This is a genomic window from Nocardioides sp. Root1257, assembly GCF_001425175.1.
In the GTDB taxonomy this organism is placed as follows: Bacteria; Actinomycetota; Actinomycetes; order Propionibacteriales; family Nocardioidaceae; genus Nocardioides.
The window spans coordinates 134,858-159,719 of sequence record NZ_LMDV01000015.1 but is presented as its reverse complement, the minus strand read 5'-3'; the positions used below and the strand labels follow the sequence as shown (position 1 = coordinate 159,719).

The 24,862-nt window shown below is 63.9% G+C and carries 22 protein-coding genes; 2 read left to right on the top strand and 20 right to left on the bottom strand.

Annotation, left to right across the window (positions count from 1 at the left end):
* Nucleotides 1–16: 16 nt before the first annotated feature.
* Nucleotides 17–1,195 (bottom strand): sugar ABC transporter substrate-binding protein, encoded by a 1,179-nt coding sequence (locus tag ASC77_RS25790; RefSeq protein WP_162249864.1) that lies wholly within the window; start codon nucleotides 1,193–1,195, stop codon nucleotides 17–19.
* 251 nt (nucleotides 1,196–1,446) lie between these two features.
* Complete coding sequence (locus ASC77_RS25785; RefSeq protein WP_056160180.1) at nucleotides 1,447–2,418, bottom strand: aldo/keto reductase; 972 nt, start codon at nucleotides 2,416–2,418, stop codon at nucleotides 1,447–1,449.
* A gap of 120 nt (nucleotides 2,419–2,538) precedes the next feature.
* On the opposite strand from ASC77_RS25785, the gene ASC77_RS25780 reads away from it, so the two are divergent.
* Nucleotides 2,539–3,684, top strand: a complete 1,146-nt coding sequence (locus ASC77_RS25780; RefSeq protein ID WP_056160177.1) for a serine hydrolase domain-containing protein — start codon at nucleotides 2,539–2,541, stop codon at nucleotides 3,682–3,684.
* 40 nt (nucleotides 3,685–3,724) lie between these two features.
* Nucleotides 3,725–4,672 (top strand): amidohydrolase family protein, encoded by a 948-nt coding sequence (locus tag ASC77_RS25775; RefSeq protein ID WP_056160173.1) that lies wholly within the window; start codon nucleotides 3,725–3,727, stop codon nucleotides 4,670–4,672.
* Nucleotides 4,673–4,681: 9 nt separating this feature from the next.
* Here ASC77_RS25775 and ASC77_RS25770 read toward each other — a convergent pair whose 3' ends face one another.
* The 18 genes from ASC77_RS25770 to ASC77_RS25685 form a co-directional block, all read right to left on the bottom strand.
* Complete coding sequence (locus ASC77_RS25770) at nucleotides 4,682–5,431, bottom strand: SDR family NAD(P)-dependent oxidoreductase (protein WP_056160172.1); 750 nt, start codon at nucleotides 5,429–5,431, stop codon at nucleotides 4,682–4,684.
* 3 nt (nucleotides 5,432–5,434) lie between these two features.
* Nucleotides 5,435–6,547: an NAD(P)-dependent alcohol dehydrogenase gene (locus ASC77_RS25765; protein ID WP_082575333.1), complete on the bottom strand. Its 1,113-nt coding sequence runs from the start codon at nucleotides 6,545–6,547 to the stop codon at nucleotides 5,435–5,437.
* On the bottom strand, nucleotides 6,537–7,508 hold the full coding sequence (locus ASC77_RS25760; RefSeq protein WP_056160169.1) for an aldo/keto reductase: 972 nt from the start codon (nucleotides 7,506–7,508) through the stop codon (nucleotides 6,537–6,539). Before ASC77_RS25760 ends, ASC77_RS25765 begins: the two co-directional genes overlap by 11 nt.
* A gap of 369 nt (nucleotides 7,509–7,877) precedes the next feature.
* Nucleotides 7,878–8,714, bottom strand: coding sequence for an acyl-CoA thioesterase domain-containing protein (locus ASC77_RS25755; protein ID WP_156391300.1), 837 nt, complete (start codon nucleotides 8,712–8,714; stop codon nucleotides 7,878–7,880).
* A 204-nt stretch (nucleotides 8,715–8,918) separates the two neighbouring features.
* Nucleotides 8,919–10,355, bottom strand: coding sequence for an MmgE/PrpD family protein (locus tag ASC77_RS25750; RefSeq protein ID WP_056160163.1), 1,437 nt, complete (start codon nucleotides 10,353–10,355; stop codon nucleotides 8,919–8,921).
* A gap of 32 nt (nucleotides 10,356–10,387) precedes the next feature.
* The gene (locus tag ASC77_RS25745; RefSeq protein WP_056160160.1) at nucleotides 10,388–10,726 is read right to left on the bottom strand and encodes a carboxymuconolactone decarboxylase family protein; all 339 of its coding nucleotides are present in this window, start codon (nucleotides 10,724–10,726) and stop codon (nucleotides 10,388–10,390) included.
* A 50-nt stretch (nucleotides 10,727–10,776) separates the two neighbouring features.
* Nucleotides 10,777–11,991 carry a CaiB/BaiF CoA transferase family protein gene (locus ASC77_RS25740; protein ID WP_200945140.1) on the bottom strand — a complete coding sequence of 405 codons (1,215 nt, stop codon included), beginning with the start codon at nucleotides 11,989–11,991 and terminating at the stop codon, nucleotides 10,777–10,779.
* 4 nt (nucleotides 11,992–11,995) lie between these two features.
* Nucleotides 11,996–13,189 carry an iron-containing alcohol dehydrogenase family protein gene (locus ASC77_RS25735; RefSeq protein WP_056160158.1) on the bottom strand — a complete coding sequence of 398 codons (1,194 nt, stop codon included), beginning with the start codon at nucleotides 13,187–13,189 and terminating at the stop codon, nucleotides 11,996–11,998.
* 54 nt (nucleotides 13,190–13,243) lie between these two features.
* Nucleotides 13,244–14,824: a class I adenylate-forming enzyme family protein gene (locus tag ASC77_RS25730; protein ID WP_200945139.1), complete on the bottom strand. Its 1,581-nt coding sequence runs from the start codon at nucleotides 14,822–14,824 to the stop codon at nucleotides 13,244–13,246.
* Nucleotides 14,821–15,570 (bottom strand): enoyl-CoA hydratase/isomerase family protein, encoded by a 750-nt coding sequence (locus tag ASC77_RS25725; RefSeq protein ID WP_056160155.1) that lies wholly within the window; start codon nucleotides 15,568–15,570, stop codon nucleotides 14,821–14,823. Before ASC77_RS25725 ends, ASC77_RS25730 begins: the two co-directional genes overlap by 4 nt.
* Before the next feature lie 28 nt (nucleotides 15,571–15,598).
* Entirely contained in the window at nucleotides 15,599–16,846 is a 1,248-nt protein-coding gene (locus ASC77_RS25720) for an FAS1-like dehydratase domain-containing protein (RefSeq protein ID WP_056160153.1), read from the bottom strand.
* A 208-nt stretch (nucleotides 16,847–17,054) separates the two neighbouring features.
* Nucleotides 17,055–17,579 carry a cupin domain-containing protein gene (locus ASC77_RS26910; protein WP_156391299.1) on the bottom strand — a complete coding sequence of 175 codons (525 nt, stop codon included), beginning with the start codon at nucleotides 17,577–17,579 and terminating at the stop codon, nucleotides 17,055–17,057.
* 1 nt (nucleotide 17,580) lies between these two features.
* Nucleotides 17,581–18,408: an SDR family NAD(P)-dependent oxidoreductase gene (locus ASC77_RS25710; RefSeq protein WP_156391298.1), complete on the bottom strand. Its 828-nt coding sequence runs from the start codon at nucleotides 18,406–18,408 to the stop codon at nucleotides 17,581–17,583.
* Between the two features lies 1 nt (nucleotide 18,409).
* Nucleotides 18,410–19,477, bottom strand: a complete 1,068-nt coding sequence (locus ASC77_RS25705; RefSeq protein WP_056160144.1) for a zinc-binding dehydrogenase — start codon at nucleotides 19,475–19,477, stop codon at nucleotides 18,410–18,412.
* 45 nt (nucleotides 19,478–19,522) lie between these two features.
* Nucleotides 19,523–20,983 carry an aldehyde dehydrogenase gene (locus tag ASC77_RS25700; RefSeq protein ID WP_056160141.1) on the bottom strand — a complete coding sequence of 487 codons (1,461 nt, stop codon included), beginning with the start codon at nucleotides 20,981–20,983 and terminating at the stop codon, nucleotides 19,523–19,525.
* Nucleotides 20,983–22,152 (bottom strand): serine hydrolase domain-containing protein, encoded by a 1,170-nt coding sequence (locus ASC77_RS25695; protein ID WP_162249863.1) that lies wholly within the window; start codon nucleotides 22,150–22,152, stop codon nucleotides 20,983–20,985. Before ASC77_RS25695 ends, ASC77_RS25700 begins: the two co-directional genes overlap by 1 nt.
* A gap of 59 nt (nucleotides 22,153–22,211) precedes the next feature.
* Nucleotides 22,212–23,771 (bottom strand): sugar ABC transporter ATP-binding protein, encoded by a 1,560-nt coding sequence (locus tag ASC77_RS25690; protein WP_156391297.1) that lies wholly within the window; start codon nucleotides 23,769–23,771, stop codon nucleotides 22,212–22,214.
* Between the two features lie 5 nt (nucleotides 23,772–23,776).
* A complete protein-coding gene (locus tag ASC77_RS25685; RefSeq protein ID WP_156391296.1) occupies nucleotides 23,777–24,817 on the bottom strand; it encodes an ABC transporter permease in 1,041 nt (346 codons plus the stop codon).
* Between the last annotated feature and the right edge of the window lie 45 nt (nucleotides 24,818–24,862).

Sequence of the window (24,862 nt, the reverse complement as noted above, 5' to 3'; positions counted from 1 at the left end):
GTGGCACCGCGTCAGATCAGCTGACGCCCCACGCAGACTTGTACGCGGACACGTAGTCAACGTCGGGCTCCCAGTTGCTGCCGGGCTCGGCCGGCAGGTTGTGATCCTTGTCGATGGTGATCATGCCGACACCCTGCGGGACTGCAGGCTCACCTTCGAACGCGCGATTGAGCGAGTCGACGGCAGCCCAGGCAACCCAGGCGTTGGGTCGAACTGATGTGGATGCCGTCCACTTGCCGTCGCGGATGAAGTCGAAGCCGTCTGAAGATCCCACGCCGCCAAAACCGATGACGCAATCACTGGAGAACGGAGGGGTTCCCGAACAGATCTTTCGGCCCGCGTCAGTGATGGCCTGCGCGCCCCCGACTGTGACCGCGAAGAACTCGAACGGAATCATGACCGCGGTCGCCTCCGGGTGTCGGAGCAGCGAAGCGCGCAGTGCGTTGACCCACGGCCCGTTGGGGACGCTGTCACTGTTGGTGAACTTGACGGTGTCAACGATCTCGCAGCCGGAGCACTTCTTCAGCTCCTCCGTGAAGCCGTTGTTGAGGAACTCCTTCTGCGGGTCACCCTCGCCCGCATTGAAGATGATCTTCGCCTTGCCCTCGGAGGCACCGATGATGTAGTCCGCGGCGAATCGGCCAAACGCAGCCCAGTACTCCGGCTGCGTCGTGTCCGTCTCGTTGTACGGCATGTCGACCGTCAGGAGCTTGGGCGCAGACGGGTCGGCGTCTACGCAGTCGAGGTTCTCCATGCCGACGACCTTGATGCCCGCCGCCTTCGCCTCCTCGAGAGGTTGCTGGACCGACGAGCAGGGGAAGGCATCGAGGACGATCGCGTCCGCCTTGGCAGCAATCGCCTGGCGAATGCCGTCGGCGTAGGCGCCGGCGGTCCCCAGGTTTCCGTCGATCAGGTTGAACTTCCAACCAATTGCCTCGACGGCGGCTTTGCCGGCTTCAGACTTCGCGGCACAGTCGGGCGCTTGCTGTCCACACGAGATCCAATAGATCGACTTCCCCGCCTCTGGCGCCGGCCCTGACGTCGGCGGCTCGCCGATAGTCCCCTTGGTCCAGAGCGTCTCCAACGTGGGTACATCCGCAGGCAGAGCCGCCGACTGCGTGCCGTCTGGCGCCGCGGCACCCGAGCTGTCGCTGCCTCCACACGCCGAGAGACCAAGCGTCAATGCCAGTCCCAAGCCCATGAGGCTGATAGCACCCCTACGTCCGTTGATTCGACTCACCGCACACGCTCCTAATTGCGTCAGGAAGTCCGACGGCAAACGTTCCGTCGCGCCCCTACCAGACATGGTCGTTAGTGGACCCGAGTCCTATTGTGGACTGGAATCTAGAAGAGACGCCGATCACAGTCAAGGGATTCTTGGATCCGCGTCCAAATCCGATATCGCGCTCCGGCACAGGCGCGTCGATTCAGACTGCCCGCGGACACCTACACCCGCGCACCGCGCGGCGCTGGAAGGTCATCCAGCTCGGCAATATCGTCCGCGGACAACTCCACGGCGCCGCCGCCGGCGTTGTCCTCCAGGTACTTCGGCGTCTTGGTCCCGGGAATGGGCACAACGAACCGCCCCTTGTTCACGAGCCACGCCAGCGCGACTTGGGCCGGCGACGCTCCCAGCCGCTCGGCAATCGCGCGGACTCGTTGGACAATCGCGAGATTGGCCTCAAGGGCCTCCGCTTGGAAGCGAGGCAGCCCGCGGCGCACGTCGTCGGCCGGAATGTCGGCAACGGAGGCGAACCGACCCGCCAGGAACCCCCTCCCCAAAGGTGAGTAGGGAAGGAGGGCAATCCCGTGCTGCTCGCAATGGGGCTGCACGTCCGCCAGCACCTCACGGGTCCAGAGGGAGCACTCAGACTGCACCGACGCAACAGGGTGGACGGACCGAGCACGCTCGATCTCCTCGACCGTCACATGAGAGAGCCCAAGGTGCCGGACCTTCCCGGCAGAGACAGCCTCGGCCATGGCCCCCCACGATTCCTCGACCGGCACGTCAGGGTCGATGCGATGGAGCTGGTACAGGTCGATTCGATCGGTGCCAAGGCGTCGCAGGCTCCCGTCGAGAGACTGCCGAATATGGTCGGGGCGTCCGTTGAACCTGGGAGGTACTGCGAACTTTGAGTCGCCCGGCTCCACGACGAAGCCGACCTTCGTCGCAACGATCGCCCGATCCCGCCAGTTGCCAGCTAGGGCTCGGCCAACCAACTCCTCATTCACAAAGGGCCCGTAGACGTCGGCGGTATCGATGAGCGTCATGCCCAGGTCCAAGGCTCGTCGGATGACGCCAATCGATTGCTCGTCGTCAGAGGGAGCTGCCGTGTCGTAGGCGTAGGACATGCCCATGCACCCCAGGCCGATCACACCCACCTCCGGGCCGTCGATTCCGAGTGTCGTCGTCTTCATTTGCTCACTCTCAAGCGCAGAAATTCATGGCGGCTCGCGGCGGACGTGGTGTTGACCACACGAGCAATGACGGCCTAGATTCAACACCAAATATGGACTTGCGTCCACGAAGGAGCTGAAGTGGGTCGACTGGCGGACGTGCTGGACTCGGGCGTGGAGCGGGGCGACATTCCGTTTGCATCTGCGGTGGTGACAAACGCCGAACGCGACATCTGGCAGCACGCAACGGGCGCGTTCGACGAGAACAGGGATGCCCAAGTCGACTCGGTCTACGTCATGTTGTCGATGACGAAGGCGGTCGGTGCAGCTGCGGCACTGGTGCTCGTCGACCGTGGTCAGCTCAGCCTGGATACGGTCGTAGAGGAGGTCGTCCCAGAGTTCAAGGAGATCCAAGTTCTTGAGGATTTCTCCGCAAGCGGCTTAGTGATGCGCCCGCCACGAACGCCGGTTCGGCTTCGCCACTTGCTGACTCACACGTCCGGTTTGACGTATGCGACCTACCACGTCAAGCAGAAGGCGTACGAGTACATCTCGAACTGCCCGACGTTCGGGAGCACCATCGAATCCTTCAAGTATCCCCTGATGTTCGACCCTGGCGAGCAGTTCATGTACGGCCTAGGTCCAGACTGGGTTGGCGTGTTGATCGAGCGAGTGTCGGGCCTCAGCCTCGACGCCTTCTGTCGAGCAGAAATCCTGGATCCGCTCGGCATGGTCGATACGGTGTTTGAACCTGACGGTCTCGCGGGCCGCATTGCCCCAGTGACGGCACGTTCCGCGGACGGGTCGCTGAGCACGGTCGAATTCGCGCCGCCGCTTCGTCCCGAGACCTACAGCGTTGGGGGTGCGCTTTACGGAACGGCACCCGACTACGCCCGATTCCTCCGACTCGTTCTCAACGACGGGCAGGTGGACGGTCAGCGGATCTTGTCCACCAGCGCGGTTGAGACGATGACGCAGAACCAGATCGGCGACCTGCGTGTGCCGGCAATTTTGACCTCGAGCCTGCCCTGGTCCGAGAACGTGGAGCTGGCACCCGGGTCGCCCGCGACGTGGACAACGGCGTTCCTGCGAAACGAAGTCGACCTCGAGGACATGCGCCGCGCTGGCTCGCTCGCATGGGCAGGTTTCTTGAACACTCACTACTGGGTCGATCCGCTAACACGCATCGGCGGCGTCCTGATGACACAGGTGATGCCGTTCTGCGACTCCCGCACGATCGATGTCTTCCGATCTTTCGAGCAAGCCGTTTATGCCGAGCTCGTTTGACTCTCGCCGACGGCAATCTTCTACGTCACGGACAGGCACCATGGACAACGAACTGATGGTCGACACACACGTCCATTTCTGGGACCTCAGGAAGCCTGACACCACGTCACGGTACGACTGGGCCGCGTCGGACGCGGAAGACGACATCTTGGGCAACCTGGACCCGATCCGGTCGGCTCGCTTCGACATCGACGCGATGTGGGGAGAGGCGCGTTTTGCTAACGTCGGCGCCTTCGTGCACATCCAAGCCACGACGGGGCCTGATCCTGCCGAGGAGACGCGCTGGCTCACGCAGATGCGTCACCAGTCCCGCTCACAGGTCCCGTTCACCATCGTGGGGCACGTGGATCTCACGACCTCTGAGGCACCCAAGCAGTTGGACGCGCACTGCGAATCTCCCTATTTCGTGGGGGTTCGTGACTTCGCCTTGCACGGGGCTATGCAAGCGGCAAGCTTTCCTGATGCGTTGATCGAGTCTGCGCGGCTGCTCGCCGAACGCGATCTGGTGCTGGATCTATTCTGTGCGTGGGAAGACCTCCCCCGAGCGCTCCGCTTCGCTGAGGACAACCCTGGACTCAAGATCGTCCTTGAACACCTCGGGTGTCCGCTCAACCGCGACAACGAGACGTTCGCCGGCTGGGCCGCCAACATGTCGCTCTTGGCGCGGGCCGAAAATGTCTCGGTGAAGGTCTCCGGCGCCGCCACGGCAGACCACAGGTTCACGGTCGAGTCTCTGAGGCCTTGGGTAGAACATTGTGTCGACACGTTTGGCGCTGACCGGGTCCTGATCGGTTCCAACTGGCCGATCGATCGGATGTTCAGCAGCTACGACGTGATCATGGGGCTCTATCGACACTTTGTCTCCGGCCTCTCCTTGGCCGAGCGCCGCACGATGTTCCTCGACAACCCCGCCAGGGTCTACCGAGTATCGCCAGGGAACACGGTCGTGCAGGACGTAGCGAACATCCGGTTCGAGACGTCCCACTAGCGCCGGGGTCTAGATCATCGTGTATCCACCGTCGACGGTGATCGAGGAGCCATGCATGAAGCTAGCCCCCTCACCGAGGAGGAACGCGACCACTGAGGCGATCTCGCTTGGTCGGCCATAGCGCTTTGCCGCAACCTCGCGCACCATCAAGTCCTCTGGAGACCCCGGCACAACGTGCTGGGCCGCCTGCGGGGTCCAGATCGCGCCCGGAGCTACTGCGTTGACACGGATCCCGGCAGGACCGTACTCGAACGCCAACTGTCGTGTGAGCCCGAGGATGCCGTGCTTGGACGCCGTGTAGGCGACTCCCCCACCGTTGGCGACCGAAGACGCTACGGAGGCCATGTTGACGATCGCACCCCTTCCGAGATCGACCATGATGGGAATGACAGCGCGCGACATCAAGAAGGTGCCAGTTAGGTTGACCCCGATGACCCTATTCCAGAGGTCATCGGAGGTCTCGGTGGCCCGGGTCCGTCCATCGTGAATCCCGGCATTGTTCACAAGCGCGTCGATCCGGCCGAACTGGCGAACGACTTCGGCGACAGCTGTTTCCACAGAGCCACGCTCCGCGATGTCGACACGGATCGCCACCGCGTCACAGCCGCTCTCCATTGCGTTGACCGTGGCCCGGGCGCTCGCTACGTCGACATCCATTGCGGCCACTGTCGCTCCCTGAGTGTGGAGATCACGTGAGATCTCTGCCCCGAGCCCAGACCCGGCGCCAGTAACGACAATGACCTGGTCGGCTAGCGACATATGTCAGAACTCCTCGCGCAGTCGGATGGCCGGCGGCAACTGAGACCCGTCGGATGGTGGGATTGTGGCGCAGTCCAGAACGAACCTGAACTTGACGTCCCCTGCCCTCACCCGCTCATACGCCACATCTAGATCGCCGGCGCCGATTACCTCTACCTCTGCGCCGATCCCGTGCTGCGCGCAGAAGTCGAGCATCTCTTGGGTCTCGGCGACCCCACCGATCAGCGAACCGGCGATCGACCTCCGATTGAAGATCAATGAGATGGCCGAGACCTCAAGAGGCCGGTTGGGCACGCCGATGAGGACGAGGGTCCCATCTGTGGCGAGCAGGTCGAGATAGAGGTCGATGTCGATGGACGCCGGCACCGTGCAGATGATCAGGTCAAACGTCCTCTGGATACCAGAGGTCCAACCGTCGACCGCCGTAACACGAAAGTCGTCAGCGCCTAGGCGCAAACTGTCTTCGCGCTTGTCCTCTGTGACGTCCAGAACTGTCGTGTGAGCCCCGAGGGCTCGGGCAATCTTCACGCCTACGTGGCCGACGCCGCCCATGCCAAGGAAGGCGACGCGGCGGCCCGGCCCGACCTTCCAGTGTCGTAGTGGCGAGTACATGGTGATTCCTGCGCACAGAAGAGGTGCAGCACACTCCAACGGGATGGCCGGCGGGACGCGCAGCACGAAGTCGGCACTCACCACGATGCGTCGCGAGTATCCACCGGCGGTGGGGGAGCCGTCTCGGTCGGTGCCGTTGGCGGTCTTGATGTCACCTTGACGACAGAACTGCTCGAGCCCTCGACGACAGGCGTCACACGCGCCACAGGAACCGATCATGCAACCGACGCCGACCACGTCACCGACCGCGAAACGCTCTACGTCGCTGCCCACTGCCGAGACGGTGCCTACGATCTCATGTCCAGGGACCAGCGGATACTTGCTTCGCCCGTAGTCGTCGTCGACGTGATGCAGGTCCGAATGACAGATGCCGCAGAACGCGATGTCGATTTGGACATCCCGCGCCCCGGGCCTGCGGCGATCGATGCTAAGCGCCTGCAGTCGACTTCCCGGCTCGAGTGCGCCCATCGCCCGGGCATGATCGACCGACACCTCAGTGGCCATTGATGGGACGGGGCGCGTAACCGGCATCAAGCCTAGAGATTTCGCTGTCTTCGAGCCGAATATCCAAGGCCGCAACCGCATGCTCCAGATGATGCGACTTCGTCGCTCCGACAACCGCCGACGTGACACCAGTCCGCCCGAGAAGCCAAGCGAGGGCTACCTGCGCTCGTGGGACGCCACGCTCTTCGGCGATTTTTTCGACGGCGACGAGGATGCCCTGCGAGGGCCCGTCGAAGTACTCGTCGCGATCGGTCTGATCGAGGCGGGCGCGATTCGTTACATCCTCGGGACCGCGCGCGAGGCGGCCGCGTGCCAACGGGCTCCAGGGGGTAAGGCCCAAACCCGCGTCAAGGCACAGAGGGATCATTTCACGCTCCTCCTCTCGATAGAGGAGGTTGTAGTGATTCTGCATGCTCGCGAAGCTCGCGAGATCATGTCGGTCAGAGACTGCCAGCGACTTCGCGAGTTGCCACGCGTACATGCTGGAAGCGCCTAGATACCGAACTTTCCCGGCTCGCACCAGGTCGTCAAGCGCCTGCATCGTCTCCTCCCACGGCGTGAGTGGGTCCGCCCGATGAACGATGTACTGGTCGATGTAGTCCGTGCCCAGTCGCTTTAGACTCGCGTCGACCTGCGTGAGGATGGCACCACGGGAAAGGCCCGCATCGTTCGGCCCAGATCCCATGGGCATCGCGACCTTCGTCGCGATAATGACGTCCTCACGCCGGGACATGCTCAGCAATGCCTTGCCAAAGATCTCCTCGCTCGATCCAAGCGAGTAGAAATTGGCGGTGTCGAAGTAGTTGATCCCAAGGTCGAGCGCTTGCCTAATGAACTGCTCGGCTTGGTCGTACGGCAAGGTCCATTCGTGGTTCCCACGGTCGATGTCGCCGTAGGTCATTCCGCCCAAACAGACCCTTGAGACCTGCAGGCCGCTCGAACCCAGACGGGCGTACTCCACTTTGTCTCTCCGTTCAGTCGGTTCCGAGCTCGTGGAACCCGAAGGTTCAGACGGCGACGACCCCGCGACCCTGCTGGTCTCAGCCGAGCGAGTGGCGGCGTCCTAGCGAATTAGCTCGGCTAGTGGTGCGCCGAGCGATTTGGACTCCGATCCATTCTTAGACATTAATCTAGGACGCGGCCCGCAAGCCGTCAAGCACTACCTCCGAGGCAACTCGGTTCTAGACCAAATAGTGGAGAACGACGTGCCGACTCCGGTCCCGAGCGCGACGCGGGTGCTCGCGATCTCGAGAGTCTGGTCGCGCGTCAGTGCATGCGACCCCGTCGATGTGAACATTGCCGGGGAAACTGTCCACCACCCTGACCCTGGTCAGGTACCGATCTCCGGACGCTCGTCTCGGCCGGCGGGGTTCACTCGTCGGTCACCGTTCCACAGGCCACAGACGGTGGCTGTTCCGAAAACACCGGCGCGGTCATGCATCAGCGCAGTGCCGACCGCGATCCCATCGCTGGCGACTCGTTCGAGACCAGCGGCACCGATCATCAGCCCCGTCGGTGGTCGAGCCATCGCGAGCGTGATGTCTGCGTTGATGTAGGGGACGCCGTCGCTCCCCCAATGCGAGACGACGCTGGCCATGTCAGCCACGCCGGCGGCAAGTTGGAATGGACTCGGCGTCTCGTTCTCGATCACTGAGAAGGGGAAGTGCCAGATCTGCTTCCTCGACAGGTTGCTGTGAGCAGCTGCGTACGTCGACCACCCCTCATTCTCACTGAAGTACAACCTGTTCTCCGGCGCGTTCGGTTCGAGCTCAACAGGCGGTACCGCGACCTGGCGCTCAGGCTGCCAGGCGGCTTCCTCGGCAGCTTCAGCTCCGGCGATGAACAGGGCTCTCGCTCTGGCCATCACTTGGTCCTCTTGGACCAACTCGACCTCGGCCAGAGTCAACCGCCTGCCTGATCGCAGAACCTCCACCCGTACCGAGCACGGACGCATCGGCACTGGCCTGAAGAGGTCGGCTGTCCATCGAACGGGCTGGAATCCGGGGGCCAGGTCGATCATTTGCTCTGCCCCACGTGCCATCGCAGCGCTCACGGCCATACCGCGCATCGTGGTTCGCGCTGCCCACTGGCTCGCCGCAGCAGGAGCCGGGATCAGCAGTTCGATGGACGTACCGCTCTGCTTTCGAAACATCACAGGCTTCGCCACGATGACTCCTGTCTCGAGGGCGGGAGAATGGTCTCAGGTCAGCGCACTTGATTCCGGGGCCATGTCGGTTCACTGTCTGGGCCGGGCAGGTCGCCGTGCGGATCTCGCGCAGGTTGGTCCGACGAAAGGTTCAATTCTTGGCTGAAGGTGATTGTCACTCGACTGATCCTCAACACCTTCTACTCAAAGGGTTACGGGAACGTCTCAGCGCTCGACATGACTGCGTGCTGGGGAGTTCGGCGAAACCAAGTGCCGCATTACTTGCCGGACGTCTTCGACGTTCTCAAGGTCGTCGACTAGGTCGACGACTGCCTGCGCGGATGTCATGGGGATTCGCGCGTCGGATACGGCGAGGCAGTCGTGGAATTTTTCGACCAGCTGACTCCACGGCAACGGCTTCTGTGGATGACCAAGGCTCTGTTCTACCCGATTGGAGCGGGTGGTTCCGTCGGCCATCAGGACCTCAACCCGAGCAGGCCCGAAGCCTTCGTCGACCCGACCGAAGGCGGGGTCCAGTCGCCACTCGACGAGGTTGGCGATGTCGATTGCATCTTGGTCCCGCAGTCCCTGGGCCGAAAAGTCATCGAGTTTGACCGTGCCGTGTCGGAGCATTTTTCCGACGAGGAAGGGGATGCTGACCTTGGCGTCGATGCTGTGTGGCGGTGCGGTCCGAAGCGCGCTGGGCTCACACTGCTGTTCGAGCACCTTGCTGCCGCCGATCACCACCACCCGACGGATGTCCTTGTATGCGATCGGAGCCTGTTGCTGCATCTCGGATATCGCCGTCAGGTAGAGATGGGTGTGACCTGCGCATGGCCACGGTTTGAACGTGATCCGTGGCCCCAGCAGTTCTTGACCAACGCCGGCAAGGAAAAAATCACGGTCGTAGTCGTTGTCGAAGAACTGAGGGAACAGGCCGAATTCGCCGTCGAAGCTGTTGGGATCGCCTCGCATTCCCCGCTTTGCGAGTTCGGCTGCTGCCGCTCCGGCTTGTGCGTCGAAGCCTTCTCTGACGGCTCGGTATGCGGACCCCACGCCTGTGAGAGCTTCCATGGTGCCGCTAGTGCGGTGCAGTGCAAGTCCGAGCGCGTTTCGCGTCCGGACCTCGTCGAGGCCGAGAACTGTCGCTGCACCTAGTGCCGCACCGAGGGTGCCTGGGAGTGCCGGAAGCCAACCGAAATCGGCGAGCGACTTTCGCAGCGAAAGTGCGATGCGCGCCACAAGGTCCTGCCCTACGGCGACGGCGACGAGCAGTCGTCGACCGTCGATGGGCGCGGTGACCTGCGCGAGGGGAAGCACAGCACTCACAACTGGCGCCGACGGGTGGACGATGTCGGCGTAGTCGTCGTAGTCGAGGGCGTGCGAGAGCGCCCCCATCCAGAAGATGGCGTCCTGGCTGGTCAATGGCCATCCGTAGCCGAGCGCCGGTACGCCGCCGGGCGCTCTGAGGTCCTCCAGCCAGGTTCGGACCGGGGCGACGTCGGCGCCCGCTGGGCCAGTCGCGGCCAGGCTCACACCGATCGTGTCGATGATTCCGCGCTTGGCGGCATCGACGGTGGCGGGCGCGAGGTCCTCGAATGTCCAGGAAGCGGCTGCACGCGCGATCGCGGCGGAGGCATCCTCATGGGGGCGAACTGGCACGACTCGTTCTCCTTGATTGTGATTGCGGAGAGTCACTCGGATGGGACGTGACCGGCGGGATCGAAGAGTGCCTTCGCGGCGAGGATCCCCGACATGGCGCCAGGCCAGCCCGCGTAGAAGGCGAGGTGGGTCATTGTCTCGACCAACTCCTCGACGGTGACACCGTTCTCGACGGCTCGCTTCATGTGCCCCGTCAGCTGCTCGGGCCGGTACTGAGTCACGAGAGCTGCGACCGTAATGAGGCTGCGGTCACGCTTGGAGAGTCCCGGGCGCTCCCAGATATCACTGAAGAGCACACCCTCCGTGAGTTCGACGATCTTTGGAGCGAAGTCGCCGATGAGGGCGGCGGCGGGGCTGGTGGACTTGGCCATGTTTCCTCCGTCTGGCTTGTTGGATTTCGGCAGACTCAATCTCTATTCGGCTAGACAACACCGCTCGCGTGTAGCTCCTGGATCTGCTCGTCCGACATGTGGAGGTCGCCACGCAGGATGTCGTCTGTGTCGGCGCCCAGCGCCGGTGCTCGCGAGGGCTCCACCATCGGCGAGTCGGACAAGAACACGGGGCTGCCGAGTGTCAACCAGGGCCCGGCCGTGTCCTGCATCTGACGGAGGATGCCACGGGTGGCGACGTGCGGATCTTCCATGAGTTCCGGGAGCGTCACGACCGGTGCGTTGGGGATGCCCGTTCCGGCCAAGGCTTGAGTGACTTCGTTCTTGGTGAGACCACTGGTCCACCGCTCCACGATGACATCGACCTCATCGGAGTGGGCGCACCGACCTGCCATGGTGCTGAACCGCTCGAGCTTGGCGTCGGGGTCGTCCATGACCTCGCAGAGCCGCTGCCAGTGTCCTTGCGTTGGACATAGCACCGTCGCCCAGCCGTCGCGCGTCCGGTAGGAGTTGTACGGGACGACCGCCAAGCCGCCGTGACGGTTGCCGGTGCGCTCCGGGACGGTGCCATGGCTGCTGATGAGGCCCGCGATGTTGGAGGTAAGCGAGGGAAGGATCGCGTCTTGAAGCGCGACCTCGACGTGCTGGCCACGGCCGGTGTGCTCTCGCTGGTAGAGCGCTGCCATGACCCCGCCGAAGATGTGTGCGCCGGCCATGAAGTCCACGACCGAGGGACCGGTCCTGACGGGAGCTCCGTCCATGAAGCCGGTGGTGCTCATCACCGCTGATCGCGCTTGGATGGTCAGATCCATTGCGGGCTCGCCGGCGTAAGGTCCGAATGATCCGAACCCCGTTCCCGACGCCATGATGAGGCGGGGGTTCAGTGAGCTCAGCTCCTCGTAGCCGAGGCCAAACCGCTCCATCGCACCCGGCGAGAGATTCTGGATGAGAACGTCTGCCTGCGAGGCCAGTTGCCTAGCGACCTCCTGCCCGCGCTCGCTCTTGAGATCGAGTCGCATGGCGCGTTTGCCCGCGTTGAGCATGGTGAATTGGACCGACGTGTTGTCGACGGTAGTCGGCAGCCGTCGGTACGGGTCGCCCTCGGGCGCCTCGATCTTGATCACGTCGGCGCCTAGTCGAGCAAGAAGCATCGAGCAGTAGGGCGCGAAGTAGAACTGCCCGATGCAGATCACCTTGACACCGGATAGTGCTGTCATCGTGTGTTCCTCGGTCTCTTGGGTCGTCACCTGTTCACCACGCTTCCTGCAAGACAGTCAGGAGCTCGCTGCGTCCGGCCCGCCGAGGGATCCGGGTGAGAGTCCAGTCACCGAGGGCGTGTTCCGCGATCTCATCGAGTGCGCCCTGATGGACCCCGACGTCACGAAGGCGACGTGGGACTGCCATGTGCCGACAGAGCTCGTCGATGGCGTCCGGCGCCGACCGCAGGCGCGCTTCGTTGTCCTCTGAGGCCACGCTAGGAAAGCCGCGATCGTGGATCGCCCTAGTGACCGCAGCCAATCGACCTGGGGTCGCAGGTTCGGCGAACCGCATTGTGTGCGGTAGCAGGATCGACTCGACAACGCCGTTCGACACCGAAGAGCGAGGACCGGCCGAGTGCGCGAGTGCCTGTGCTAGACCCCCGCCGACATAGTCGCTGCCTTGTCCTGCCAATAGTGCGCCGAGCATGAGCCGCAGCCGTATCGACGGGTCGTCCGGTTCATCGTGTAGTCGTGGCAGAAACTCAGTCAGTTCCCGAAGGGCGTGGAGTAGGAGCGCGTCCGCCAGCGGGTCGGATGAGCCTTGGAACGACTCGACGGACATGCACATCGCGTTGAGCGCTGACCCGCGTACGAGTTCGACGGGCGCCGACATCGCGACCTCGGGGTCGAAGACAACACCTTGGGCCCGAGTCTTGGGGTCGTACAGCGCGAGCCGCTCGCCAGTGGAGGTATCCCGCACCGCGCTCCCCGCCTTGGCGTATGCGGTGGTTGGGGTGCTCGGCACGATCCAGATGGGGAGCTTGGCCGCGATGAGCCTGGGGCTGATCAGACGCCCGTCTGAGCCCCATTGGGTGCACATGTCTCGGACGTCTCTCCTCTCGGCCAGCAGGATCGAAGCCGCGCGAGCAGTGACGATGGCCGAGCCGCCGCCCACTGCTAGGACAGCGTCGGCTTCGACATCTGCGAGGAGGTCAGCGGCTGCTTGAACGACCGGCACCGGACTGTGTTCCTTGACGCCGCCGAACTGCCCGGCCAGTCGGTCGCCAAGCACGGATGCGATGCGCTCCAGCACGCGGGGGTGGGCAAGCATCGAGGCCCCACAGACAACGACCACGCGCCGACACCGCGCACGGTCGAACTCCGCGGCGAGCGCATCGAGAGCGCCCTCACCGCTGAGCACTCTGAACGCCGGGGTGACGTGCCTGAAGCTCGGGACCTCAGACACGACTGGTCCAGTTGGAACTGCGGGGCGCGCTCGAGCGGCGGATCGCGGATGGCACTAGCGGTCAGCTGCCCGTCGGGCTAGAGCAGGCTTGTCGACCTTGCCCGTGTGGTTGGTCGGAAGCGGGTCCTGGCTCACGCTCCAATGGGTGGGCACCGCGAAAGAGGCGAGGGAGCCCGAGAGCCGTGCGCGTAGGTTCTCGGCGGTCAGGGTGAGGTCGGAGATAACAACAAAAGCGAAGACTTCCTCCCCCAGGTCAGCATGCGGGACGCCGACGACGGCTGCTTCGGTCACGCCTGGGATGCCCGTCAGAGCCCGCTCGACCGCGGCTGGTGCGATGTTCTCTCCACCGCGGATGATGAGATCCTTCGAGCGTCCCGTGATCCAGAGACGTCCGCCGTCGTCCAACCGACCAAGGTCACCGGTGTGCAGCCAGCCTTCGTCGTCGATCGGCGACTCGTCGGTCCCGACATAGCGCGTCATCTGAGTGGGAGAGCGCACCAGGATCTCGGCGTCTGGCATCCCCTCGACCGGGACAAACTTCAGCTCGGCGAGAGGGAGGGGACGTCCAGCCGTGCCAGGGTGCTTAACTGTCTCGCGCCCGGACGCAGCCGTGGCTTGGCCGCAGTTCTCAGTCAGGCCGTAGCCCGTGGGGACGCCCGTGCGGACCGCCGGCAGAGTGCGGCTGATCTGGTCGAGAAGCTCTGGGTGGACGGGCGCCCCGCCGATCGTGACGGAGCGCAGGCTGCCGACGTCCCGGGTCGGGATGTCGGGGTGGTCGAGCAGGCGAGTAACCATGGTCGGCACTGCTGCCCACCGAGAGATCTGGTGGAGCTCGATGAGGTCGAGGGCCTCGGCGGGGTCGAACCGACCCGCGGGCAGAACGATGGTGTTGCCGACGGCGACCGATCGCATCAGCATCTGCGGTCCGCCAACATGGAACAGCGGACCAGTGTGGAGGACAACCTCACCGGCATCGTCCGTGACCTCGTGAGGCAGACGGTGCGTCATGTTCAGCAGCATCTGCAGGTTGGCGACCAGCGATCGATTCGATAGCTCGACTGCCTTCGGGGCTCCACCCGTGCCGGAGGTGAAGATGATTACTGCCGGGTCGTTCTCCGACACGGTGCTTACTAGGTCCCTGCCTAAGGCACTGTCGTCGGAGTCTTCGACACCGGCAGCCGCCCACTCCCCCGTGATTGCTTCGGCGGGAAGTTTCCGCGTCCCGCTGACGTCGGCGAGCACAATAGCGGGGTCCAGAAGAGAGATCGCATCCGACACTTCGCCGGCGCTCCACCATGCGTTGGCGAGCGCGGGGACGGCACCCACCAATGTGCAGGCCCAGAAGTTCACGATCCAGTCGGGGCTGTTCCACCCGAGCAGAAGAACCCGGTGACCTCTGCCGATTCCTCGGGCGGTGAGGTACTTCGCCTTGTTCTCCACGGATGTCGTGAGCTCCGCGAACGTGACCTTGCGGTCGCCCTGGATCAGGTGGACGCGTGACCCCCACCGGTCGGCGAGGGTGAGGATCTCGGACACTCTGTGTGGGCGCTGCGCGTACATCCGAAAGGCGACGCCGTCGATCATTTCGATGCCGGCCTCGTCACCCCAGACGGTGATCGCGGTGTTGGTGGTCACGGTGTCGTCCCTCCGTGCTTGCGGCGCAGGGACCACATCTGGGCGGGACGTTCGAGGGCCAGGCCGGCCGCCCACGGAATGCCGGGTCGTGCGTTCTGGACTCGAAGTGACGCCACAGCCTTTCGCGCCAGCGCTGGGTCTCGGGCGACCGTGCGCGCGAGCTCATCAGCCCGGGGCTCGACCTCATCGGCTGGAAGGGCCTGCCAGGCGATCCGGAGCTCTTCTGCCTTGGCGCCCGAGATCTCCTCGCCGAAAAGTCCCACTGCGGTTGCGACCTCACGACCAACGAGCTGGCTGAGCAACGTGAAGTGACCACCGCCCGGGTGAATGCCGAGCTTGAGAAACCCCGTGATGATTCGAGCGTCTAGGGCAACGATCCGAAGATCCGTGGCGAGGAGGAGGTTCACGCCTGCGCCGACCGAAGCTCCGCATGCAGCGGCGACAGTCGGCACGGGAAGTTCGCCGATTCGGACGAACGACTCGTAGACGAGCCCCATACTCTCGAAGTTCTCGTCCTCGGCCGGGTCCTGACCGGCATTGGCGAGAAGTTCCCGCGCGGCACCGGAGCAGAACGTGCCGTTGGCACCGCGTACGACGACGGCTCCGATGGTGGAATTCTTCGCGATCTCGTCGCAGATCTCGATGATACGCAGCGCCGACTCAACGTCGAGCGCATTGCGTCGGGCGGGGTCGTCGAGGGTGATCGTGGCGACGTGCTCGTTGATTTCGTAGTCAACTGTTGGCATCTGAATTCCTTCTCCTGGTACGAGGTGCTCAGGCGCGGCCGTCGGCGTCCACGTCGACCGGGAAGCTCAATGGCCCGTCCGACCGCGAGGGCAGGGCGAAAACGCCCGTGCCCGGCATGATGTCGGTGCCACGCTGGTTGATCGAGCTGAACCGGACGCTGACGTAGCCGGTTCCAGTGGTCGCGCCCCGCCACTTGTCGGTGACCTCGCCGGCGATCCGGAAGTGGTCGCCGTTGAAGAAGAAGCCACGGAACTGGTAGTCCATCTTCGCCACCCAGCCAGCGTCGCCAACCCAGTTCGTGGCCCAGTACAGGGCATAGGCACCACGTTGGGAGCCGTAGTCGTACGCGGCCGGGAGCCCGATCTCACTAGCCATGTAGTCGTCCCAATGGACGCGCTCGATGGCCTGCGGCAGTCCGGACTTGGGGTCTTTGACCGAGACCTTCGGGGATGTCTTGCGGTACTCCATCCAATACTTGCCGGTCCGCACGTGGGGCGAGCCGATGGCCATCAACCAGGTGACCATGTCGGGCAGAGTCAGGGGGCCCTTCAGGACCGAATCCACAGGGTCACCAATCTCGGTGTCCTCCCAGTACCGGGGTTCACCACCCCGCGGCACCTCGCGCTCGAGCTCGGCGTCCAGTTCCGCGACTTGCTCGTCCGTGTAGGTGGCCTTCTGCAGCTCGGTATTGGTGCCGCGCGACTTGGCCGCCTCGCGCTCGGCCCGGATGATCGGGAAGTCCTGGATAGCGACCAGCTCGTCGCGCTGGTTGTAGTAGCGAAGCTCCTCGACCTGGAGAAACATCTTCTTTCCCGCGTAGCGTCCGGTCATCGGCTCTGCTCGGACCAGTTCCTTGGTGGCGCGAAGTTCGTCACCGGCCAGGATCGGACGCAGGAGTCGCCAGCCATCGCCCGAGTGGAAGCCGTGGACGCCGGGAAGGCCCTGTCCGTGGCGGAGGTCAAGACTTCCCCACGCTGCCGCGTAGAGGATCGCGGGCGGCGCAACCAAGCTTCCGTACCGGGTGCTCTCTGCGTAGCCGGGGTCAATGAACAGGGGGTTCATATCGCCGATGGCACGGGCGACGTGAGTGATGCTGTCCTGGTTGACGTATCGCAAGTAGGGGTAGCGGATCGGCACTACCTTGCCGAGACGCCGCCGCAAACGGGCGACCGCTTCGTCGGAGATCTTGCCGTACTCCGGGTTGCGCGCATCCTCATTGACCGCTTCGTCGGTCGCGGCCGTGTCGGCTTGGGACTGGTCTGGTGTGGCGGTCATGTTGCGTCCCGTCTGTCTGGGTCCTGGGTCCTGGGTCAAGGGCGCGCGCCAGCGCGGCGCAAGGACTTCCTCGCGCCTGAGTTGCGCCACGCGGCACCGCGGTCACTGAGCGATACGGACCGGCGGTGCATCGGAACCGCGTTCGGTAGCGCGGAGGTCTATTCGCAGATTAGTTTATCTACGTTGATTAGGCAATAGTACATGTTGATTATCTTCCACCCGTCATGATGGCGATCGCGACAACGGTTTCGTTGGTCCGGTTTGACCAGGCGTGCATCGTGCCCATCTGCACGACGCTGTCACCCGCTCGCAGTGTCGTCTCCCCCGTCTCCGTGACTACCGTCAGTTCGCCACGGATAACGGTGACGACGTCGACCGTGTCGGTACGGTGCATGCCGGCACGACTCGCATCCGAGGCTGGGCGCCGGCCGGTGTTCGCGTCGGCGTGTCCTTGGCTTAGGGCGCGGTCACGGACTTCGTCAGGTGGGAAGGTGCAGATGCGGACAGCGAGACCAGCCGGTGCGTTGGCAGGGACTGTCGTGAGTCGGAGGGCGTCCATTTCCCCCATCGCGGCTGGCAACTCGTCGGCTCGCCAGAGCTCGGTGATTGTCATCCCTCCGGGGCGCGTCACGGTCGCGGCGGGCACCTCATCGGCGATTGTGGTCGAGCGCCCATCGGCTCCGAGCCCGACAACAACGCGGCGTGGCGCCTCAGCGGCGTTTCGGTCGGTCACCTCACACGCTCCTGGCGACGGCGCCCCCGTCGACGGGAAGCACGGCCCCGTTGACGTAACTAGAGTCGTCCGAGGCCAGGAATAGTCCGGCTTGCGCGATCTCGGAGGATTGACCTACTCGCCCAAGAGGGTTGGCCGTTGCGAGTCCGGCGACGAACTCCGGCTGCTTGAGGTGGCGGTCGATCATGGGGGTCTCGATGTAACCAGGGCACAGCAGGTTGGTCCGGATGCCCTTGGGTCCGTACGAGTGGGCCAGTGCGCGAGAAAGACCGAGGATGCCGCCCTTGGAGACGCAGTAGGCGTTGACGCCGGTGCCGACGAAGACGCCGCCGACCGACGCCACGTTCACGATCGATCCGCCACCTGCGGCCAGCATGTGCGGGAGCGTGTACTTGCAGGTGAGGAACTGGCTCCGCAGGTTCACGTTGATGATGCGGTCGAAGACTTCCTCGGTGACATCCGCAAGCGGTCCGTCGTTACCCTCGTGCCATTCCCCGGTTGCACCCAAAGTGATGGCAGCGTTGTTGTAGAGGACGGTTACTGGTCCGAATCGTTCAACGGCCTCAGCGACCCCGGCCTGGACCTGCTCGGAGTTCGAGACGTCGCACTCGATCGCGAGAATGTCCGGGCCGGCATCGCTGAGTCTGTCTAGTCCTTCGGGATTGACGTCCAACGCCACGACTTTCGCGCCGTTCTGCGCGAACAACCGCGCCACCTCTGCGCCTTGTCCAGACGCTGCGCCGGTGACGATGGCGACCTTGCCTAACAGTCGGTCGGGCATTTTCGCTCCGTTCGTCGATACTTGCTGGTCGACATTGGTGGAAGGCACGTCAGCTTGAGATCTTCACGACGGGCTTGATGACGTTGTCGTCCTGCGTACGCATCATGTCGATCGCCTCTTCCAGTCCATCCCAACCGTCGAAGGTGTGCGTGACGAGAGGTGCCGGGTCCAGCCGGCCGACCTGAATTAGCCGCAGAAGCCGGCTGTAGAACTCACGGCCCTCTTGCACGAACACACCAGTGAGATGGCGCTCGACACCGCCGAATCCCCATCCTTCCAGCGGCAGCGTGACGCTCTCCTGATCTAGGTAGAGAGTGACGTTGGCGATGTGCCCGCCGGGCTTGACGATGCGCATTGCGGTCGCGAACAGTTCGCTCGCGTTGCCTCCGGCCGCGATCATGACGCTGTCGACTGGCCGGCCGGCGGTTGCCTGCATCACGCGCTCCGCGACGTTGCCTTCGCGATGCCCAAGGACGTCGGTGGCACCGTATTGCCGCGCCAAGGATGTGGTGGATTCACGTGAGTCGATGGCGATGATCTGTCCTGCGCCACGCAGTGCTGCGGCCGCGATGCCCATCAGTCCGACGGGGCCGGCACCCAGGACCGCCACGGTGTCTCCGAACTCAATGTGCATCCTTGAGGCTGCGGTGAAGCCGGTTGCGACCATGTCGGGCACCATGACAGCCTGTGTGTCACTGATGTCGTCGGGTATTGGGGTCATCGTCATGTCGACGTCGATGGCGCGGACCAGTTCTGAGAACACTCCGGCGACAGTCGGGTCCTCGGAGAAGTAGGCGTTGTTGGTCTGGTAGTACTTCGCCTCTCCTCGCTGGGCGTTGGGGTGTCTCCAGTCGGTGCCGCCGGCGGGGATGATGACACGATCTCCAGGCTGGAAGTCGCGCACGAGGTCCCCTACACGCTCAACCACGCCGACTGCTTCGTGCCCGATCGGCTTGCCGACGGCCGCCGGCAAGCCCGCGGTCTCGATGAGGTGGACGTCGGTGGTGCAGATAGCGACGAGCGTGGGCCTAACAATCGCGTCGTAGGGGGCCGGCTCGGGCGGGTTGACGTCACTCCAGCTTGCTCTACCTGCCTCATGCAGGACGTAGCCTTTCACTGGATCTCCTTCTCTACTGGTGCATGGTTCGGTGGCTGGGAGGAGCTAGAGCGTGCTGGCGTAGTCCGCCGGAACTCCGATGGACATGACGTTGACGTAGGACTCGAATCCTTCGGGTCCGGACTCGCGACCGATTCCGCTGTCCTTAACCCCGCCGAAGGGCGCTCCCCAACCACCGAACGCGCCATTGAGGTCCACGGCGCCGGAGTAGATCCGCCGGGCGATGCTCAGGCCGTGATCGAGATCTGAGGTGAAGACGGCGCCACTTAGGCCGTAGCGGGAGTCGTTGGCGATCGTTACGGCTTCGTCCTCGGACGTATAGGTCAGGACGGACAACACCGGTCCAAAGATCTCCTCCTGGGCGATCCTCATCTCAGGGCTGACGCTGGAAAAGATGGTCGGCTGGACGAACCAGCCCCGTTCGAGGTCTGCAGGTCGACCGCCGCCCGTGACCAGGCGTGCTCCTTCGTCTCGACCGACCCCGATGTATCCCTCGACGGTGCCGCGGTGTCGCTCGCTCACCATAGGACCGATCTGTGTGTCAGGGTGGTGAGGATCGCCAACGGGCATGGAGTCGACCAATGCCAGAAGACGATCGAGGAGCTCCTGCTCGCGATTGCGAGAGACCAGCACACGGGTCTTTAGGGTGCATACCTGTCCGCTGTTGCGGAAGGAGCCGAAGCGCAGCGCCTCGACGGTTGCGTCGAGGTCGGCATCGTCGAGGACGAGGGCAGCGGACTTGCCGCCGAGCTCGAGGGTGAACTTACGGAGATCCTGGCCACAGAGACTGGCGATCCGGCGGCCGGCGGCGGTGGAGCCAGTGAAGGCGACCTTGTCCACGCCCGGGTGGGTGACGAGATACTCGCTAACCTCTCGCTCGGCCGGGACGACGTTGACCACGCCGTCCGGGACACCTGCTGCGGCGAGCTGCTCGGCCAGCCAGTAGGCAAAGAGCGGTGCCTCGGGGGAGGGTTTGATGATAGCCGTGCAACCGGAGAGCAGAGCCGGGAAGAGCTTGTGGAACGTGACCCCTAGGGGCACATTCCAGGGGACGACCGCCGCGACGACACCCACGGGCTTTCGTAGCACAAGGGCGCTACCGCTGGTCGCCCGCCGAACCTGCTCGAACGGGTAGGTCGTGACGATGTCGAGATAGCTGCGAGCGATGCTGATCGCGGCACCGACCTGAGCTCCGCGCGACTGGGCGATCGGGCTACCCATCTCATCGGTTAGGAGGTTGGCGATCTCCTCGCTTCCCGACTCGAGTCTGTCCGCGAAGTTGGTCATCACCGCGATCCGTTCGTCGACGGTGGCGCGAGGCCACGGGCCTCGGTCGAAAGCCTCCCTCGCTGCAGCGACGGCAGCATCGACGTCCTCCGGCGCGGCCGCGGGCACTCGTGCGATGACCTCCTCGCTGGTGGGCGAGACGACGGCGATGGTGTCGGTGCCTGAGGAACGGATCCACTGGCCTCCGACGTAGAGGCGGTTGAACTGTCCGGTCCACATCAGGTCATCGCTCCTGGGGTATGCGCGAACGTCTTGTAGACGGTGCGCTCGAAGGTGTCGTAAAGGTTCATGAATTCTGGGTCGACGAACGGCAACAGCTGCGTCATTAGCACTGCTGCGACACCGGTAGTCGGATCGGCCCAATAGTGGGTGTTGAGGAATCCAGCCCACGTGAGGGAGCCGGCGCGACGGCGCCCCTCGAGGTCTGAGGTGTTGGTTAGGAACCCAGTGGTCCAGGTCTTGGAACTCTCCGGGCACAGGTTGGCGTCCGCGCTGAACACCGACGCAGTGGTCTTCATGACTGGCATCGTGAGGCTGCCGGCCTGTGGTGTAGTCATGCGCTCGAAGCCTTCGGGGCTGAGCAGGCGCCGTCCGTCCAGTTCGCCCTTGTTGAGGAAGAACCGGAGGAAGCGAATGTAGTCAGGGGCGGTCCCATAGAGCGCCTGACCCAAGCCGTAGACCTCGGGCTGCGCAGGAGGCGACACCACGAAGGGTGTGAACGAGCCGTCGGGGGTGCGCAGCGTCCCGGTCGCGAGTCGGTCGATGGCACGATCCGGCTCGAACATTGTGTCGATCATGCCGAGGGGGTCGAAGATCTCGGCCTGGCAGAACTCGACCACACGGCGACCGTCGAGTTCTTCGATCAGCGGTCCGATCCAGTCGAACCCGTAGCCGTAGACCATCCCTTCGCCAGGATCGAACATCAGGGGTCCCCGAATGGCGTCGAGCAGTCCGGAGTTGGGGTGGGGGGCGTCGGTGAGCAGCGCGAAGGTCGACTGCCGGTCGGACCATCCGGGGTATGCGAAGCCAGCGGAGTTGGTCAGGAGGTGCCGCACGGTGATCGGGGTGCGAGGGTCGCGCAGATTGGGACCGTTGGACCCGTAGCCGTCCAGTACTTGGATGTTCTTGAAGTCATCGAGTATGTCGACAACTGGCGTGTCTAGGGTTAGGAGTTGCTTGTCGATCAGGATGTTCGCTGCGACGGCACCGATGGCCTTCGACATCGAGAAGATACGAAACAATGTGTCGGTCGTGGCGGCGACGTCGGGCGTTCGGTTTCCTGCGACTCCCGACCACAGGACGCCGTGTCGGTCGGTGACCATGGCGACGCCGAACGGGATCACCTTGTCCTCGACTGCCGCGGACAACAGCTGATCGATCTCCGTCACGTCTACTCCCCTCGGCTGTTGCGTTTGGACGGACTCGGACACGCTCGTCACCACGATGCTCACACTGCTTCCGCGGACTGGCTATGCGCGACCTGATGCTCGAAGAGCGTCGCGACGAGTTCCGCCTCGCTGAAGGGCGGCTGGAGTGTTGCGACTACTCGGCCCTCCACGAGGACGAGGACTCGGTCACAGATGGTGGTGAGCTCGTCGACCTCAACGCTGGCAACGACGACGGACGTGCCTCTTTCAGTCATTTCGTGCAGGACGTCGTGGATCTCCTTACGGGCCACCAGGTCAACTCCAGAGGTGGGCTCGTCGAGCAGGAGCAGCTCTGTTTCCCGCGAGAGCCACCGGCCAATGAGCACCTTTTGGATGTTTCCACCGGACAAGTTCTCGATGAACGTGCTGGGAGCGCCGACCAGGCTGACGGTACGGCCGGTGGCCTCTGCTGCTCTGTGCTCCCACTTGGCGTCGGCGAAGAGGCCGAACTTCTTATGGTCACCCACGCTGTTGCAGGTCATGTTCCTGGCGACACTTAGGCCCTTGAGCATGTTGTTGCTCCGGAGCTCGGTGACGTACCCGAGTTTGCGGCGCATGCGGGCGCGCGGGCCGCCGCTGAGCTTTCGCCCGTCATATGTGATCTCGCCAGCTGTGGGTGCCTGCAGGCCGTAGATCAGGCGCAGGAGCTCGCTTCGACCTGAGCCAGCGAGGCCGGCGATCCCTAGAATCTCGCCGCGGCGCACGGTGAAAGAGACGTCTTGGATGCGTATGCCGCTGAGAGCGTTCACGTCGAGGAGCGTGTCGCCCACCTCGCGCACCTCGTGATGGGAGTGCTCTTCGCTGACCAGCAGGGTGTCGGGTTCGACGGTGCCGCCGATGAGACCGAGCATTGCGTGGCGCGTGATGTCCTCACCGTGCAGCTCGCCCGCGAGCCTGCCGTTGCGCAGGGCGACCACTCGGGTGCAGAGGTCCTTGACCTCGTGTAGACGATGGGAGACGTAGACGACGGCGACGCCGGCGACGCTCAGTTCGCGCACCAGCTGGTGAACGATTGAGGACTCCTCGGGAGGCAGGGCCGCAGTCGGCTCGTCGAGGATCACCAGCTTGGGGTCACGGGCTAGAACTGCCGCCACCATGACCAGTCGCTTCTGGGTGGGCGTGAGCGATCCCGCGTCCCGGTTGGGGTTCACGTCCGCGAGGTGCACGCGGTCCAAGTGCGTCTTAGCTGCAGCATTCACCCTAGATCGGGATGTGAAGCCCCAGGTGGACGGGAACCGCCCGAGTAGGACGGTCTCCGCCACAGGACGGTCGGTGGGGATAGTGACCTCTTGAGGCACGGCCGCTACGCCGACCGAGAGTGCTTCGTCGGGCGTGCGGAAAGTGACCCCCTCGCCGTCGATGAGGATGGCGCCCTCAGTTGGGCGCACCGCGCCGGTCAGGCACTTGATCAGCGTGCTCTTGCCTGCGCCGTTGGCTCCGATGAGTCCGACGACTTCGCCTGCGCCAATCTGGAACGAGACATCGCCGAGGACGCGGATCGGACCGTACATCTTGCCGATGCCGGACGCCACCAGCTCGAAGGCGGTACTGGACGATTTGTCGTTGGTGTCAAGAGTCATCGCGATCACGCTGCCCGTCGTGCGATGAGCAGAATGACGAGGAGCGCACCTCCCTGGATCAGCTCGTATAGCCACGATGCGGATCCGATGATGACCAGGCCAGTCTGCAGAGTCCCCATGAAGAGAGCTCCAACGACAGTGCCGAACACGTTGAAGCGCCGTACCGCGAGTACCGACATACCGAAGAAGGCGGCGACGTATGGAGACAGGAAAAGCCCGGCGCCGACGTTCGGGGTGTACTGCGCCTGTCGCGAGGTGATGATCATTGCCGCGATGCCGGCACCCAGGCCGAGGATCATGTAGGCCCCGATTCGGATCCGATCCAGCGGCAACCCCGCCAGCCGGCTAGCCGTGGGGTTGCTTCCCACGGCCATGATGTTGCGGCCCGCAACGGTCCAGCGGAACAGGATGGCTACGAGGAGTGCGAAGCCGACTGCGATCCACGTCGCCAAGGTGATGCCGAGTGGGCGGTGCAGAACAAGGTTGATGAACGTCTCGTTCATGCCCTGAGAGATCACAGTCGAGTCGGTGAGTCCATTGGCGATGCCGAGCCAGACGAATCCGAAGCCGAGGGTAACGACGAACGAGGACACGCGCTGCTGAGCCACTAGGTACCCCGAGATCATGTTCGCAGCGACGGCGGCGAGGATGCCTACCACGATCGCCGCCACTGGCCCGCCTTGGTGGTCGGTCATCACCAATGTCGCCGCTGCCGATGAGAGTCCGAGCACGTAGGGAAACGAGAGGTCGAACTCGGCGACCGCCAGGACGGCGGTGAGGCCAACCCCCAAGAGGATCGGGATCGCTGCCTGGTCAAGGATCGCCTTGAAGTTGTCGACGGTCCCGAACGTGTCGGGCGCCTTGGCCCAGAAGAAGGCGACGATGGCTGCGAATCCAACGATGGTCGCCCACTTTTCGGCGGCGTTCATGATCCAGGTCCGGGTGCCTGCGGTCTTCGCCGCAGGCACCCGGACGTCGTCAGCCTTGCGGTTGACGCCGACGCCCTCCTCGCTCTCTATCGAAGCGGAGTTCTGAGTCTCGGGCATCGCGTGCACACCTACCTTTCTTGCTCGACTGACAACTGATGCTCG

Coding starts and splice junctions, on each gene's coding strand:
- ASC77_RS25785 (WP_056160180.1), bottom strand. CDS start 2,418: ATGAAGACGACGACACTCGGAATCGACGGCCCGGAGGTGGGTGTGATC.
- ASC77_RS25775 (WP_056160173.1), top strand. CDS start 3,725: ATGGACAACGAACTGATGGTCGACACACACGTCCATTTCTGGGACCTC.
- ASC77_RS25770 (WP_056160172.1), bottom strand. CDS start 5,431: ATGTCGCTAGCCGACCAGGTCATTGTCGTTACTGGCGCCGGGTCTGGG.
- ASC77_RS25765 (WP_082575333.1), bottom strand. CDS start 6,547: ATGGCCACTGAGGTGTCGGTCGATCATGCCCGGGCGATGGGCGCACTC.
- ASC77_RS25745 (WP_056160160.1), bottom strand. CDS start 10,726: ATGGCCAAGTCCACCAGCCCCGCCGCCGCCCTCATCGGCGACTTCGCT.
- ASC77_RS25725 (WP_056160155.1), bottom strand. CDS start 15,570: ATGCCAACAGTTGACTACGAAATCAACGAGCACGTCGCCACGATCACC.
- ASC77_RS25720 (WP_056160153.1), bottom strand. CDS start 16,846: ATGACCGCCACACCAGACCAGTCCCAAGCCGACACGGCCGCGACCGAC.
- ASC77_RS25700 (WP_056160141.1), bottom strand. CDS start 20,983: ATGTGGACCGGACAGTTCAACCGCCTCTACGTCGGAGGCCAGTGGATC.
- ASC77_RS25690 (WP_156391297.1), bottom strand. CDS start 23,771: ATGACTCTTGACACCAACGACAAATCGTCCAGTACCGCCTTCGAGCTG.
- ASC77_RS25685 (WP_156391296.1), bottom strand. CDS start 24,817: ATGCCCGAGACTCAGAACTCCGCTTCGATAGAGAGCGAGGAGGGCGTC.